Here is a 13421-nt window from a genome sequence, read left to right as displayed (position 1 = left end):
TAGGAGCGCTGTAATGCCTGACATCTATCACTTCTTCCAACAGCTGGTTAATGGCCTGACCATTGGCAGCACGTATGCCCTGATCGCTATCGGCTATACGATGGTTTACGGCATCATTGGAATGATCAACTTCGCCCACGGCGAGGTGTACATGATCGGCTCCTACGTGGCGTTCATCGCCATCGCCGGGCTGGCCATGCTGGGACTCGACAGTGTTCCACTGTTGATGACCGCCGCTTTCCTGGCGACCATCGTCGTCACCAGTGCCTACGGCTATAGCATCGAACGGATTGCCTACCGCCCCTTGCGCGGCAGCAACCGCCTGATCCCGCTGATTTCCGCCATCGGCATGTCGATCTTCCTGCAGAACACCGTTCTGCTGGCGCAAGACTCCAAGGACAAATCCATTCCCAACCTGATTCCGGGCAACATTGCCTTTGGGCCAGGTGGCGCACATGAAGTGCTGATTTCCTACATGCAAATCGTGGTGTTCGTGGTGACCCTGGTCGCCATGCTCGGCCTGACGCTGTTCATCTCCCGCTCTCGCCTGGGTCGCGCCTGCCGCGCCTGTGCCGAAGACATCAAGATGGCCAACCTGCTGGGTATCAACACCAACAACATCATCGCCCTGACTTTCGTCATCGGTGCCGCGCTGGCGGCCATCGCGGCCGTGCTGCTGAGCATGCAATATGGCGTGATCAACCCTAACGCCGGTTTCCTGGTCGGCCTCAAGGCCTTCACCGCCGCGGTACTGGGCGGTATCGGCAGCATTCCGGGCGCCATGCTCGGCGGCCTGGTACTGGGTGTGGCGGAAGCCTTCGGTGCCGATATCTTCGGCGACCAGTACAAGGACGTCGTGGCGTTCGGTCTCCTGGTTTTGGTGTTGTTGTTCCGGCCAACCGGCCTGTTGGGCCGTCCGGAGGTTGAGAAAGTATGACTAGGAATCTTAAACAGGCGCTGTTCAGTGCCTTGCTGGTATGGGCCGTTGCCTACCCCGTACTGGGTCTGAAGCTGACCATCGTCGGCATCAACCTCGAAGTTCATGGCACCAGCGACGCCACGTTGATCACCATCGCCGTATGTTCGGTGCTGATGTTCCTGCGTGTCCTGTTCGACCAGCAGATCAGTTCCGCATGGCGCTCCTCGCCAGGCATGCCGCTGATTCCGGCCAAGGCCAGTAACTTCCTGACCCTGCCGACCACTCAGCGCTGGATCATCATTGCACTGATCGCCGGCGCGCTGATCTGGCCGTTCTTCGGCTCCCGTGGCGCGGTGGACATCGCGACGCTGGTACTGATCTACGTGATGCTCGGCCTGGGCCTGAACATCGTGGTCGGCCTGGCCGGGCTGCTCGACCTCGGTTACGTCGGCTTCTACGCCGTCGGCGCCTACAGCTACGCGCTGCTGTCGCACTACTACGGCCTAAGCTTCTGGATCTGCCTGCCAATCGCCGGCCTGATGGCGGCCACTTTCGGCTTCCTGCTCGGCTTCCCGGTCCTGCGCCTGCGCGGTGACTACCTGGCGATCGTGACCCTGGGCTTCGGTGAAATCATCCGCCTGTTCCTGCGTAACCTGACCGGTCTCACCGGTGGCCCGAACGGCATCAGCAACATCGAGAAGCCAACGTTCTTCGGCCTGACCTTCGAACGCAAGGCCGCTGAAGGGATGCAGACCTTCCACGAGTATTTCGGCATTGCCTACAACTCGATCAACAAGGTGATTTTCCTGTACCTGGTTGCCCTGCTGCTGGCCCTCGGCGCGCTGTTCGTCATCAACCGCCTGCTGCGCATGCCCCTGGGTCGCGCGTGGGAAGCGCTGCGTGAAGACGAGATCGCCTGCCGCGCACTGGGCCTGAATCCGACCATCATCAAACTGTCGGCCTTCACCCTGGGTGCCAGCTTCGCCGGTTTCGCCGGCAGCTTCTTCGCTGCCCGTCAGGGCCTGGTGACGCCTGAGTCGTTTACCTTCATCGAGTCGGCGATCATCCTCGCCATCGTGGTGCTGGGTGGCATGGGTTCGCAGCTGGGTGTGATCCTGGCGGCCGTGGTGATGATCCTGCTGCCGGAAATGATGCGTGAATTCAGTGAATACCGCATGTTGATGTTCGGTGCCTTGATGGTACTGATGATGATCTGGCGCCCTCAGGGTCTGCTGCCCATGCAACGTCCTCACATGGAGCTGCGCAAATGAGCCGCGAGATCCTTAAAGTAGAAAACCTGAGCATGCGCTTCGGCGGCTTGCTGGCGGTCAACGGCGTTGCCTTGAGCGTGAAAGAGAAACAGGTGGTTGCACTGATCGGCCCCAACGGCGCCGGCAAGACCACCGTGTTCAACTGCCTGACCGGCTTCTACAAGCCGAGCGGCGGCAGCATCCTGCTGGACGGCGAGCCGATCGAGGGCCTGCCGGGCCACAAGATCGCCCTCAAGGGCGTGGTGCGTACCTTCCAGAACGTGCGGTTGTTCAAGGACATGACCGCGGTCGAGAACCTCTTGATCGCCCAGCATCGTCACCTGAACACCAACTTCCTGTCCGGCCTGTTCAAGACCCCGTCGTTCCGCAAGAGCGAACGCGAGGCCATGGAATACGCCGAGTACTGGCTGGACAAGGTCAACCTGCGTGAGTTCGCCAATCGTACGGCCGGCACCCTGGCCTACGGCCAGCAACGTCGCCTGGAAATCGCCCGCTGCATGATGACCCGCCCGCGGATCCTGATGCTCGACGAACCGGCCGCCGGCCTGAACCCGAAGGAAACCGAGGACCTGAAGGCGCTGATCAGCGTGTTGCGTGAAGAGCACAACGTCACCGTGTTGCTGATCGAACACGACATGAAACTGGTCATGAGCATTTCCGACCACATCGTCGTGATCAACCAGGGCACCCCCCTGGCCGACGGTACGCCGGAACAGATCCGCGACAATCCTGAAGTGATCAAAGCCTATCTGGGGGAAGCGTAAATGCTGCAGTTCGAAAACGTTTCCACCTTCTACGGCAAGATCCAGGCCCTGCACAGCGTCAACGTCGAAGTCCGCCAGGGCGAAATCGTGACCCTGATCGGCGCCAACGGTGCCGGCAAGTCCACCCTGCTGATGACCCTGTGCGGTTCGCCCCGGGCCCACAGCGGCAGCATCCGCTACATGGGTGAGGAACTGGTCGGCCAGGACTCTTCGCAGATCATGCGTAAGAGCATCGCCGTGGTTCCGGAAGGCCGTCGGGTGTTTTCCCGCCTGACCGTGGAAGAAAACCTCTCGATGGGTGGTTTCTTCACCGCAAAGGGCGACTATCAGGAACAGATGGACAAGGTCCTCGGACTTTTCCCACGCCTGAAAGAACGCTTCAACCAACGCGGCGGCACCATGTCCGGCGGCGAACAGCAAATGCTCGCCATCGGCCGTGCGCTGATGAGCAAACCCAAGCTGCTGCTGCTTGACGAGCCGTCGCTGGGCCTGGCACCGATCATCATCCAGCAGATCTTCGACATCATCGAACAGCTGCGCAAGGACGGTGTGACGGTGTTCCTGGTCGAGCAGAACGCCAACCAGGCGCTGAAAATCGCTGACCGTGCCTACGTGCTGGAAAACGGCCGGGTGGTGATGCAAGGCACCGGTGAAGCACTGCTGACCGACCCGAAAGTGCGCGAAGCGTACCTCGGCGGTTAAGCCATTGCGGTAAACAAAAAACGGCCTTCGGGCCGTTTTTTTATGCCCCTTCAACGACACTGGACCCTGTGGGAGCGGGCTTGCTCGCGAATGGGGCGGACCAGTCACATCAATATCGACTGATCCGCCCCATTCGCGAGCAAGCCCGCTCCCACAGGTTCTGTGTGCCAGCTACAGGCGATCCAGCGCCTCGCCACTGCGTTTGAACCACCCCATCAAATAATCCGCCAGCACCTGCGTGCGTTTCGGCAACCCGCCCTGATAGGGGTGCACCAGGTACATCGGCATGCTCCGGGTCTGATAATCGCGCAGCAGCCAGCGCAATCGCCCGTCCGCCAACTCCGCCGGCAGCACGTAGGACGGCAAGCGGGCAATACCGGCGCCGGCCAGTGCGGCTTTCTTCAGCAGGTTGTAATGGTTGCTGGCAAACGGTCCGAAGACCCGCACGCGCAACAATTCGTGCTGCTGGTGATAGAGCCATTCTTCGCGGCCGCTGTAATGGCTGTTAAGCAGGCAGCGGTGCTCGGCCAGGGCGTGAGGGGTCAGCGGTTCCCCGTATTGCTCCAGATACGCCGGGCTGGCGCAGGTCATTTCGTGCCAGGCCAATAGCGGACGCGCCACCAGTCGCTGATCCAGGGCGACATCGGAGCGGATCGCCAGGTCGAAGCCGTCACGGGACAGATCGCGATAACTGTTGTTGAGCTCCAGTTCGATTTGCACCTCGGGGTACTTGGCCGAGAACTCCAGCAGCAAGCCATCGAAAAAGGTCTCTCCCAGCGACACCGGAACGGTCATGCGTACCGGACCGGCCATGTCGTCCTTGAGCCGTGCCAACGCCTGACGCGCCCTTTCCACTTGAACGACAAGCGCCTGCGCCTGCGGCAACAACGCCGCGCCAGCCGCCGTCAGGCTCAAGCGCCGGGTGGTGCGCTGCAGCAGCACCACGGAAAACTGCGCTTCCAGTTGGCTGATGCGCTTGGACAACTGCCCCTTACTGCACCCCAGTTGCTGCGCGGCCAGGGTAAAACTGCCGGCTTCCACCAGCACGGCGAACGCCGCCAGGTCGTCCATCTCGCTCATGGATTGTTTCCAATTGAAAACCAAAGGTTGCCTATTAGCGCGCTTATCCGTGGAAAAAACCACTCTAAACTGAACCCACATTCAAACCACTGGAGGAACGGCAGCATGAAAATTCTTTTGATCGGCGCAGGCGGCACCATCGGTTCGGCGGTGGACAAAGAACTGTCCCCGCGCCACGAAATCATCCGCATCGGCCGCAACAGCGGTGACTTTCAGGTGGATATCAGCGACAGCGCCTCGATTCGCAAACTGTTCGAGCAAACCGGCAAGTTCGATGCGCTGATCTGCGCCGCCGGCAACGTGACCTTCGCCCCCTTGGCGGAAATGACCGAGGAAAGCTTTGCCCTCGGCTTGAAAGACAAGCTGATGGGCCAGGTCAACCTGTTGCTGATCGGCCGTGAGTTCGCCAATGACGGCGCATCGTTCACCTTCACCACCGGTGTGCTCAGCCACGACCCGATCTACAGCGGCGCCTCCGCAGCGCTGGTCAACGGTGCGCTGGACAGTTTCGTCCGGGCTGCGGCCATCGAATTGCCGCGCGGCTTGCGGGTGAATTCGATCAGCCCGAACGTGCTGGTCGAAGCCATGGGCAAATACGCACCCTACTTCCGCGGCTTCAAACCGGTTCCCGCGGCGGATGTGGCTTTGGCCTACGCCAAGAGTGTCGAAGGCCTGCAGACCGGCCAGACCTTTCACATCTAATCCGCCCATCCAGCAGGAGCAGCCGCAGGCAGAACGCGAACATAACCCATGGTTGTGATGAACGGTCAGTCTGCGTAACGTGGCGACACTTGTCAGGAGACCCCAAGATGCGTGTTGCCCGTTCCCTCGTCCTCGTTGCCCTGCTTCCGCTGTTCGCCGCTTGCCAATTGCTCGACAGCTCCCGTGAAAGCGCTTCCCACGTTGGCCAGACCCGTATGCAGGGCCAGTTGAGCGCCGCCGACGGCAAGCTGCTGTTCCAGCCGTGCGGCGAACAGCGTCGCTATTCGGTCACCGACACCGGCGGTACCAGCGTCCTGCAACAGGCCGCGAGCCTGGCCGATGCCCAGGGCAGGTTGTTCGCCGACGTGCGCGGGCGGATCGTTGCCGGTTCCGGCGACGGGCAACTGGACCTCGAACAGCTGTACCGCGTCGAGCGCTCGGGCAATGCCTGTGAAGACCCCGATTTCAAAAAGCTGATCCTGCGCGCTGCCGGCCATACGCCTGAGTGGAAAGTGAGTGTCAGCGCAAAAGGCATGATCATCGACCGCGCGGGCCAGCCGCCCCTGGCCGTGCCCTACGTCGAAGAGCAACTGGGCGAGGGCCGCTTCAACCTCAGCACCGAAGCCAACAATCAACACATCGAACTGTGGGTCGCGCCGCAACGCTGCATCGACAGCACCACCGGCAGCATCCAGCACATGACTGCCGAACTGCGTATCGACGGCCGGGTGCAACGCGGCTGCGGGTATTTCGGCGGATCGCGTGACGACTGATCGTTTAGGCCTCACGGGAGCGGGTCATTGGCGCTTATAATCGCCGGCTTCAAACGCCCTGGCGCAGTTGTGCGCCCCGCGAACCGGATCCCGTCATGTTACGAATCACCGAACTCAAGCTGCCGATCGACCATCCCGATGAAGACCTGCGCCCTGCCATCGTGCAGCGCCTGGGCATTGCCAGCGATGACCTGCTCGATTTCACCTTGTTCAAGCGCAGCTACGACGCGCGCAAAAAATCCTCCGAACTGTGCTTCATCTACACCATCGACCTCACCGTCAAGGATGAGGCCTCGGTGCTGCACAGGTTCGCCGATGACCGTAACGTCAACGTGGCACCGGATGTCAGCTACAAACCGGTCGGTCAGGCACCGGCCGACCTGAGTGCGCGCCCGGTCGTCGTCGGTTTCGGCCCGTGCGGGATATTCGCCGGGCTGTTGCTGGCGCAAATGGGCTTCAAGCCGATCATCCTCGAACGCGGCACCGAAGTCCGCCAGCGCACCAAGGACACCTGGGGCCTGTGGCGTAAAAGCGTGCTCAACCCCGAGTCCAACGTGCAGTTCGGCGAAGGCGGCGCGGGCACGTTCTCGGACGGCAAGCTGTACAGCCAGATCAAGGACCCGAAGTTCATCGGGCGTAAAGTCCTGCATGAGTTCGTCAAGGCCGGTGCGCCGGAAGAAATCCTCTACGTCAGCAAACCGCACATCGGCACGTTCCGCCTGACCGGCGTCGTGGAAAACATGCGCGAGCAGATCCGCGCCCTCGGTGGCGAAGTGCGCTTCCAGCAGCGGGTGACCGACGTGCTGATCGAAGACGGGCAACTGGTCGGCGTCGAACTCAATGGTGGCGAGCAGATCCATTCGAAGCACGTGATCCTGGCCCTCGGTCACAGCGCCCGCGATACCTTCCGCATGCTGCATGGCCGCGGTGTTTTCATGGAAGCCAAACCATTCTCGGTGGGTTTCCGTATCGAGCACCCGCAGTCGCTGATTGACCGCGCGCGCCTGGGCAAGTACGCCGGCCACCCGAAACTGGGTGCCGCCGACTACAAACTGGTGCACCACGCCAAGAACGGCCGTTCGGTCTACAGCTTCTGCATGTGCCCCGGCGGTACGGTGGTGGCGGCGACCTCCGAGCCGAACCGCGTGGTCACCAACGGCATGAGCCAGTATTCGCGGAACGAGCGCAACGCCAACTCCGGGATCGTCGTCGGGATTACCCCGGAAGTCGACTACCCGGGCGGCCCGCTGGCCGGAATCGAGTTGCAGGAACGCCTGGAATCCCATGCCTTTGTGCTGGGCGGCGGCAATTACGAGGCGCCGGCGCAACTGGTCGGTGACTTCATCGCCGGCAAGCCATCCACCGAACTGGGCAGCGTTGAACCGTCCTACAAACCAGGCGTGGCCCTGGGTGACCTGGCGCTGGCCTTGCCGGCCTTCGCCATCGAAGCCATTCGCGAAGCCTTGCCTGCCTTCGAAAAGCAGATTCGCGGTTACTCGCTGCACGACGCGGTACTGACCGGGATCGAGACCCGCACCTCGTCGCCACTGCGGATCACCCGTAACGAATCGATGCAAAGCCTCAACGTGAAGGGCTTGTTCCCGGCCGGTGAAGGCGCGGGTTATGCGGGGGGCATTTTGTCGGCGGGTGTGGACGGGATTCGCATTGCGGAAGCGGTGGCCCGGGACATCCTTGGCCTCGAAGCCTGACACAAGTCCCCTGTGGGAGCGGGCTTGCTCGCGAAAGCGGTGTATCAGCCAACAGAGATGTTGAATGTTGAACCGCCTTCGCGAGCAAGCCTGCTCCCACATGGATACTTCAGTGTCGGAAAAATCTCAGATATTGGCCCGCAACACGCTGGCCGGCAGCGCAATGCCCTGTTCGACACTCGCCGCCACCACGGCCATCAACCCGCTCAACTCATACCCCTCGGCCTTGAGCCATTTCTGATCGTAGTACGTCGTGGCATAACGCTCGCCACTGTCGCACAGGATCGCCACGATTGACCCCGTCTCCCCCGCCGCCGCCATGTGCTGCGCCGCCATCAGCGCGCCGATCAGGTTAGTCCCGCTCGATCCACCGACATGCCGCCCCAACCGCTCGGCCAGGTAATGCATGGCCGCCAGCGACAACGCATCCGGCACCTTGACCATCGCGTCGATGACCTTGGGCAGGAATGACGCTTCCACCCGTGGCCGGCCAATGCCTTCGATGCGCGAGCCGTGATCCAGGCGCAGGCTGGCATCGCCGGTCTGGTAGTAATCGAAAAACACCGAGCGCTCGGCATCGGCACACAGTACCCGGGTGCAATACTGGCGATAGCGCACGTAACGTCCCAGCGTCGCCGTGGTGCCACCGGTGCCGGGGCTGGAGATCAGCCAGCTCGGCTGCGGGTGCTTTTCGAAACGCATCTGCTGGAAGATCGATTCGGCGATGTTGTTGTTCGCCCGCCAGTCGGTGGCGCGCTCGGCATAGGTGAACTGATCGATGAAATGCCCATCGTGCTCCCGCGCCAGCCGCTCGGACTCGGCGTAGATCTGCGTCGGATCGTCAACCAGATGTGTCTGGCCACCGTAGAACGCGATCTGTGCAATTTTCTCCTTGGACGTGCTGGCCGGCACCACCGCAATGAACGGCACCCCCAGTAAACGGGCGAAATACGCTTCGGAAATCGCCGTCGAACCGCTGGAAGCCTCGATCACCGGTGCACCGGCCTTGAGCCAGCCATTGCACAACGCATACAGGAACAACGAGCGGGCCAGGCGATGCTTGAGGCTGCCGGTGGGATGGCTGGACTCATCCTTGAAATACAACTCGATGCCCGGGAAGCCTGGCAATGGCAAAGGGATCAGGTGGGTGTCGGCGCTGCGCTGGAAGTCGGCCTCGATGATCCGGATGGCTTCGCGGGCCCACTGTCGGTTGTCGCTCATGGTGTTGATCTCGTTGTATCGGGCAGGAGTCGGCCTGGTTGCCAGGCTCAGCCCTCAAGCTTAGGAAAATTCCTACATCGCGCACAGGTACAGCTGAGGCCCAATACGCTGGCCAACTGCTAGGCTCAAGTCCGTACGGAACCAGCGGGTTGTAACGACATATAACAAAAAAGAATATAACTTTTGTTTTAACTTCTAAGGGTACGCGTTAGGGTGTCCCACCTCTAAATTCATCGATGGAGAGCGACTTTGCCTCTGCGTAGCACGTTCACGCGCTTCTTTCAGCTGGAAGCTGCCAGCGGTCTGTTACTGATCGCCGCCGCCCTACTGGCCTTGATCATCAATAACTCCTCGCTGTCGTGGCTGTACAACGGACTGCTGGACACACCGGTGGTGGCCCAGGTCGGCGCCCTGAAAATCGCCAAGCCGCTGCTGCTGTGGATCAACGACGGCCTGATGGCCTTGTTTTTCCTGTTGATCGGCCTGGAAGTGAAGCGTGAAGTGCTCGACGGGCAACTGTCCAGGCCTTCGCAAATCGTCCTGCCCGGCGCGGCCGCCATTGGCGGCATGGTGGTGCCGGCGCTGATCTACTGGTTTCTCAACCGTGACAACCCGCCAGCCCTCGGCGGCTGGGCGATTCCGACCGCCACCGACATCGCCTTCGCCCTCGGCGTGCTGGCGCTGTTGGGCAAGCGGGTCCCGGTTTCGTTGAAACTGTTCCTGATGACCCTGGCGATCATCGACGACCTCGGCGCGATCATCATCATTGCGATCTTCTATTCCGGTGCGCTGTCGACCCTGTCCCTGGCGCTGGCCGCAGCCTGCATCGCGGCGCTGATCGGCATGAACCGGCTCGGTGTGGTCAAGCTCGGGCCCTACATGATCATCGGCCTGATCCTATGGGTCTGCGTCCTAAAAAGCGGCGTGCATGCCACGCTGGCGGGCGTGACCCTGGCGCTCTGCATCCCGCTGCGCACGAAAAATGCCGAACCGTCGCCGCTGCTGACCCTCGAACACGCCCTGCATCCCTGGGTGGCCTACGGCATCCTGCCCTTGTTCGCCTTTGCCAACGCCGGCCTGTCCCTGAGCGGTGTCACCGTCGAAAGCTTCACCCACAACGTGCCAATGGGCATCGCGATTGGCCTGCTGCTCGGCAAAACCCTCGGCGTGTACGGCCTGACCTGGCTGGCAGTGAAATCCGGCATTGCCGCCCTGCCCCAAGGCGCCAACTGGGGCCAGGTGCTGGGCGTGGCAATCCTCTGCGGGATCGGTTTCACCATGAGCCTGTTCGTCGGCTCCCTGGCCTTCGTACCGGGCGCCAGCGAATACGCGGGGATGGACCGGATGGGCATCCTGACCGGTTCGATACTGGCGGCGTTGATCGGTTATTCAGTGACCGCGGCAGCGAGTCGCCAGGGCAGCGTTCAAACCGCATAAATCGGGAACTACCGAAAATTCACAACGTTGCCTGTCAGCACACAAACAAAAACCCCGACCAGTCACCTGATCGGGGTTTTCTTTTAGCCGTTATTCCGCTTAGTGCGTAACGCGGCTTGTCCCGTCAACCGTCGCGATTCGCACACGCTCGCCAACACGGAACACTTCGTTTTCCTGAACCTGCTGCACATAGGCACGCATGCTGCCGTCGTCTTCGCGCACGGTGATTTCGACACCTTGTGTACGGGTCAGGCCTTCTTCGGCCGCCGAGCCCACCAGGCCACCTGCCACTGCGCCGATGACTGCGGCGACGATGCTGCCGCGGCCGCCACCGATGGCGCTGCCGCCAACGCCGCCGACGGCTGCGCCGGCAAGGCCGCCGATCGGGGTTTTGGTGCCTTCGATTTTCACCGGGCGCAATGCTTCGATGGTACCCATGCGAACGGTCTGCACGCGACGCGCTTCGTCACGGGAGTAGGAGTCACCGGTCAGGCTCGACTGGCAGCCTGTGAGCAACATCGCCATCGTGGAAAAGGAAGCAACCAGCAGAACAGACTTACGCATAGCATCAACTCCAAAGGACAGGTAGTCATTAAACTCCGCAGCTTGACGCCTGTCACGGCATCGCCCGGATAAAAATGGTTTCATTCAGTTCTAGTACAGCCGCCTGAACAAACTCACCACACAGTAGCGGCAATTACGGCCAACTGCGCCGCTGGCCCAGGGATTTTCATGGATTACTTTATCATTGTCGTCACGACCGTCGCCGGCCTGTACTTCCACTGGTGGCTGTACGTGCGGATCAAACGCTGGATGGACCGCGATCTGGCGCTGGCACTGGCGGGGCGGGACGAGCAGAAAAAAGCGTTCATGCTCGAGCAATTGGCGAGCGCCCAGGCGCAGAAGATCAAGCGTCGAGACCTGCCGCAATGGCTTGAGGCCGCTGCAGCAGGCTATCCCGATCGGTAGACTGCCTAGGGTGCCAGACGTTCAAGAATCCAGTCGGCGCCCTGCAGGCGATAGTTCAGGCGATCGTGCAGGCGGCTCGAACGGCCCTGCCAGAACTCGATGCGCTCAGGTAAAAGACGATAACCGCCCCAGTGTTCGGGGCAATGCGGCTGGCTGTCGCTGAAACGTTGCTCGGTGTCCTTGAGCAGCGCTTCGAGTTCGGCACGATCAGCGATCACCCGGCTCTGGGGCGAAGCCCAGGCGCCGAGGCGACTGCCCAGCGGGCGAACCTGATAGTAAGCGTCAGATTCTTCAGCCGTGACCTTCACCACCCGTCCTTCGATGCGCACCTGGCGTTCCAGGGTCGGCCAGAAAAAGGTCATGGCCGCGAACGGGTTCGCGGCCAGATGCTGGCCCTTGGCGCTGTCATAATTGGTAAAGAAGGTGAAGCCCTGGGCGTCCAGGCCCTTGAGCAGCAGAATGCGGCAATGGGGTCGACCGTCCTGGTCGACCGTGGCCAGGGTCATGGCGTTGGCTTCCACCGGCGCCTGCTCGGTTTTCACCGCGTCGGCAAACCACTGGTGGAACAGCGCGAACGGCTCGGCCGGGGCTTGCGCCTCGGTCAGGCCATCACGGGTGTAATCGCGGCGCATATCGGCCAGGGCCTTGGTCATGACGCATTCCTTTTGGTTAACGAATCACTGCTTGGTGGTATCGGCGGCGACTTTTTTCGTGTCGGCTGCGGCTTTGGCCGGTGCGGTCTTTTTCGCCGGGGTTGCTGTCTTGGCCGGAGCCTTCTTGGCTGGGGCCTTGGCGGCTTTCTTGGCCGGTGCTTTTTTCGCTGCCGGAACGTCGGCTTTTTTCGCCGCAGGTGCCGGCGTCACAGGCTTGGCAGCCGGTTTGGCGTCTTGGGCCGCGACCATGCGCACAGGCGCCGGGGCCGGCATATTGTACTTGCTCAGCAACGCGACCATGGTGTTTTGCGGCGTCACCATCAGTTCCACGCGACGGTTCAAGGCGCGCCCTTCAACGCTGTCGTTGGCCGCACGCGGGGCTTCACCGCCCATGCCGCGCAGCATCAGGCGATCACGCTGCAGGCCGCTGAGACGGAAGATCGCCGCCACAGCTTGTGCACGCTCCTGGCTCAACTTCACGTTGGCCGGCGCGGCGCCCGAAGTGTCGCTATGGCCGAGTACCAGCACGGCAGTCTTGGGGTCGACTTCAAGGATTTTCGCCACGCGGGTGAACGGGCCGAGCGTGACAGGCAGCAGCATCGCCGGGCGGTCCGGGTTGAACGAGCCTTCGACCGGCGCGATCACCACCAGCACGTTCTCGCGGCGTTCGAGTTGCAGGTTGCTGTCCTTGATGGCTGCACGCAGGCGCGGTTCGTAGTCGTCGAGCCAGGCCTGGGTGACTTTCGGGTCCGGCATCGGTACGGCTTTGGCGGTCGGTTGATCCTTGCCACCGAATGGCCACCACCACTTGCCGCCCGCCTCGGCATCTGCCTTGGCGACTGCGACAGGCTTGGCTTCAGGTTTCAATTCCGGCTTGGCGGCGGGTTTGTCAGCGCTCTCATCGGAACCGAACGGCCAGTACCAGTGGCTGCTGCTTTCAGTCTTGGCCACCGGGGCGGTTGCCGCGGGCTTCAAAGGTGCGGGCGCCGGCTCTTTGGCCGCGACCTTGTCGGAGGAACTGAACGGCCACCAGCTGCCGCCGTCCGCATCATTTTTCGGATTCTGTGCGCAACCGGTAATAGCGAAGCACAGTGCCAAGGCGAGGGTTGGTTTGGTTGACATTGGATATCCACAAAAATGAAGTCAAAAAAAATTCAGGCAGGTCAGGCCCGCATAAACAGACGATATGAAACTGAAAAGGCTTTCGGGTTCCGGACCTGG

Annotated in this window: 14 protein-coding genes; 9 read left to right on the top strand and 5 right to left on the bottom strand. The window is 61.6% G+C overall.

The window, feature by feature from the left end; all coding sequences use genetic code 11:
• The first annotated feature begins 13 nt into the window (after nucleotides 1–13).
• The 4 genes from livH to F8N66_RS08630 are packed head-to-tail and all read left to right on the top strand — an operon-like array spanning nucleotide 14 to nucleotide 3656.
• Nucleotides 14–937: a high-affinity branched-chain amino acid ABC transporter permease LivH gene (gene livH, locus F8N66_RS08645; RefSeq protein ID WP_150769771.1), complete on the top strand. Its 924-nt coding sequence runs from the start codon at nucleotides 14–16 to the stop codon at nucleotides 935–937.
• Nucleotides 934–2190 (top strand): high-affinity branched-chain amino acid ABC transporter permease LivM, encoded by a 1257-nt coding sequence (locus F8N66_RS08640; protein WP_150769770.1) that lies wholly within the window; start codon nucleotides 934–936, stop codon nucleotides 2188–2190. Before livH ends, F8N66_RS08640 begins: the two co-directional genes overlap by 4 nt.
• A complete protein-coding gene (gene livG / locus F8N66_RS08635) occupies nucleotides 2187–2954 on the top strand; it encodes a high-affinity branched-chain amino acid ABC transporter ATP-binding protein LivG (protein ID WP_150769769.1) in 768 nt (255 codons plus the stop codon). The genes F8N66_RS08640 and livG overlap by 4 nt, the downstream gene beginning before the upstream one ends.
• Nucleotides 2955–3656, top strand: a complete 702-nt coding sequence (locus tag F8N66_RS08630; protein ID WP_015093834.1) for an ABC transporter ATP-binding protein — start codon at nucleotides 2955–2957, stop codon at nucleotides 3654–3656. It begins immediately after the preceding gene.
• 171 nt (nucleotides 3657–3827) lie between these two features.
• Here F8N66_RS08630 and F8N66_RS08625 read toward each other — a convergent pair whose 3' ends face one another.
• Nucleotides 3828–4736, bottom strand: coding sequence for a LysR family transcriptional regulator (locus F8N66_RS08625; RefSeq protein ID WP_150769768.1), 909 nt, complete (start codon nucleotides 4734–4736; stop codon nucleotides 3828–3830).
• A gap of 105 nt (nucleotides 4737–4841) precedes the next feature.
• Here F8N66_RS08625 and F8N66_RS08620 point away from each other — a divergent pair, with 105 nt between their 5' ends.
• The 3 genes from F8N66_RS08620 to F8N66_RS08610 all read left to right on the top strand — a co-directional run bounded on the left by F8N66_RS08620 (nucleotide 4842) and on the right by F8N66_RS08610 (nucleotide 7920).
• Nucleotides 4842–5438, top strand: coding sequence for a short chain dehydrogenase (locus F8N66_RS08620; RefSeq protein ID WP_150769767.1), 597 nt, complete (start codon nucleotides 4842–4844; stop codon nucleotides 5436–5438).
• Between the two features lie 107 nt (nucleotides 5439–5545).
• A complete protein-coding gene (locus F8N66_RS08615; RefSeq protein WP_150769766.1) occupies nucleotides 5546–6211 on the top strand; it encodes a COG3650 family protein in 666 nt (221 codons plus the stop codon).
• A 95-nt stretch (nucleotides 6212–6306) separates the two neighbouring features.
• Complete coding sequence (locus F8N66_RS08610; protein WP_150769765.1) at nucleotides 6307–7920, top strand: NAD(P)/FAD-dependent oxidoreductase; 1614 nt, start codon at nucleotides 6307–6309, stop codon at nucleotides 7918–7920.
• A gap of 126 nt (nucleotides 7921–8046) precedes the next feature.
• On the opposite strand, the gene F8N66_RS08605 is transcribed toward F8N66_RS08610, so the two are convergent.
• The gene (locus F8N66_RS08605; RefSeq protein ID WP_150769764.1) at nucleotides 8047–9141 is read right to left on the bottom strand and encodes a PLP-dependent cysteine synthase family protein; all 1095 of its coding nucleotides are present in this window, start codon (nucleotides 9139–9141) and stop codon (nucleotides 8047–8049) included.
• Between the two features lie 249 nt (nucleotides 9142–9390).
• On the opposite strand from F8N66_RS08605, the gene nhaA reads away from it, so the two are divergent.
• The gene (nhaA, locus tag F8N66_RS08600; protein ID WP_150769763.1) at nucleotides 9391–10578 is read left to right on the top strand and encodes a Na+/H+ antiporter NhaA; all 1188 of its coding nucleotides are present in this window, start codon (nucleotides 9391–9393) and stop codon (nucleotides 10576–10578) included.
• A 99-nt stretch (nucleotides 10579–10677) separates the two neighbouring features.
• On the opposite strand, the gene F8N66_RS08595 is transcribed toward nhaA, so the two are convergent.
• Nucleotides 10678–11142, bottom strand: a complete 465-nt coding sequence (locus F8N66_RS08595; RefSeq protein ID WP_056856122.1) for a glycine zipper 2TM domain-containing protein — start codon at nucleotides 11140–11142, stop codon at nucleotides 10678–10680.
• Between the two features lie 168 nt (nucleotides 11143–11310).
• Between F8N66_RS08595 and F8N66_RS08590 the strand changes: the two genes are divergently transcribed.
• On the top strand, nucleotides 11311–11547 hold the full coding sequence (locus F8N66_RS08590) for a hypothetical protein (RefSeq protein ID WP_150769762.1): 237 nt from the start codon (nucleotides 11311–11313) through the stop codon (nucleotides 11545–11547).
• A gap of 5 nt (nucleotides 11548–11552) precedes the next feature.
• Here the strand turns inward: F8N66_RS08590 and pdxH are convergent, their stop codons facing one another.
• Together pdxH and F8N66_RS08580 are read right to left on the bottom strand one after the other, a co-directional pair.
• Nucleotides 11553–12200, bottom strand: coding sequence for a pyridoxamine 5'-phosphate oxidase (gene pdxH, locus F8N66_RS08585; protein ID WP_150769761.1), 648 nt, complete (start codon nucleotides 12198–12200; stop codon nucleotides 11553–11555).
• A 24-nt stretch (nucleotides 12201–12224) separates the two neighbouring features.
• Nucleotides 12225–13322 carry an OmpA family protein gene (locus F8N66_RS08580; RefSeq protein ID WP_150769760.1) on the bottom strand — a complete coding sequence of 366 codons (1098 nt, stop codon included), beginning with the start codon at nucleotides 13320–13322 and terminating at the stop codon, nucleotides 12225–12227.
• Nucleotides 13323–13421: the final 99 nt, after the last annotated feature.

The sequence above is a fragment of the Pseudomonas fluorescens genome (assembly GCF_902498195.1).
In the GTDB taxonomy this organism is placed as follows: Bacteria; Pseudomonadota; Gammaproteobacteria; order Pseudomonadales; family Pseudomonadaceae; genus Aquipseudomonas; species Aquipseudomonas fluorescens_BU.
Note: the sequence above shows the minus strand (reverse complement) of the source record. Positions and strands in the feature narration are given on the sequence as shown.

Excerpts from the sequence above, each read along its gene's own strand:
- livH (WP_150769771.1), top strand. The coding sequence starts at position 14 with ATGCCTGACATCTATCACTTCTTCCAACAGCTGGTTAATGGCCTGACC.
- F8N66_RS08640 (WP_150769770.1), top strand. The coding sequence starts at position 934 with ATGACTAGGAATCTTAAACAGGCGCTGTTCAGTGCCTTGCTGGTATGG.
- livG (WP_150769769.1), top strand. The coding sequence starts at position 2,187 with ATGAGCCGCGAGATCCTTAAAGTAGAAAACCTGAGCATGCGCTTCGGC.
- F8N66_RS08630 (WP_015093834.1), top strand. The coding sequence starts at position 2,955 with ATGCTGCAGTTCGAAAACGTTTCCACCTTCTACGGCAAGATCCAGGCC.
- F8N66_RS08625 (WP_150769768.1), bottom strand. The coding sequence starts at position 4,736 with ATGAGCGAGATGGACGACCTGGCGGCGTTCGCCGTGCTGGTGGAAGCC.
- F8N66_RS08620 (WP_150769767.1), top strand. The coding sequence starts at position 4,842 with ATGAAAATTCTTTTGATCGGCGCAGGCGGCACCATCGGTTCGGCGGTG.
- F8N66_RS08615 (WP_150769766.1), top strand. The coding sequence starts at position 5,546 with ATGCGTGTTGCCCGTTCCCTCGTCCTCGTTGCCCTGCTTCCGCTGTTC.
- F8N66_RS08610 (WP_150769765.1), top strand. The coding sequence starts at position 6,307 with ATGTTACGAATCACCGAACTCAAGCTGCCGATCGACCATCCCGATGAA.
- F8N66_RS08605 (WP_150769764.1), bottom strand. The coding sequence starts at position 9,141 with ATGAGCGACAACCGACAGTGGGCCCGCGAAGCCATCCGGATCATCGAG.
- F8N66_RS08595 (WP_056856122.1), bottom strand. The coding sequence starts at position 11,142 with ATGCGTAAGTCTGTTCTGCTGGTTGCTTCCTTTTCCACGATGGCGATG.
- F8N66_RS08590 (WP_150769762.1), top strand. The coding sequence starts at position 11,311 with ATGGATTACTTTATCATTGTCGTCACGACCGTCGCCGGCCTGTACTTC.
- pdxH (WP_150769761.1), bottom strand. The coding sequence starts at position 12,200 with ATGACCAAGGCCCTGGCCGATATGCGCCGCGATTACACCCGTGATGGC.
- F8N66_RS08580 (WP_150769760.1), bottom strand. The coding sequence starts at position 13,322 with ATGTCAACCAAACCAACCCTCGCCTTGGCACTGTGCTTCGCTATTACC.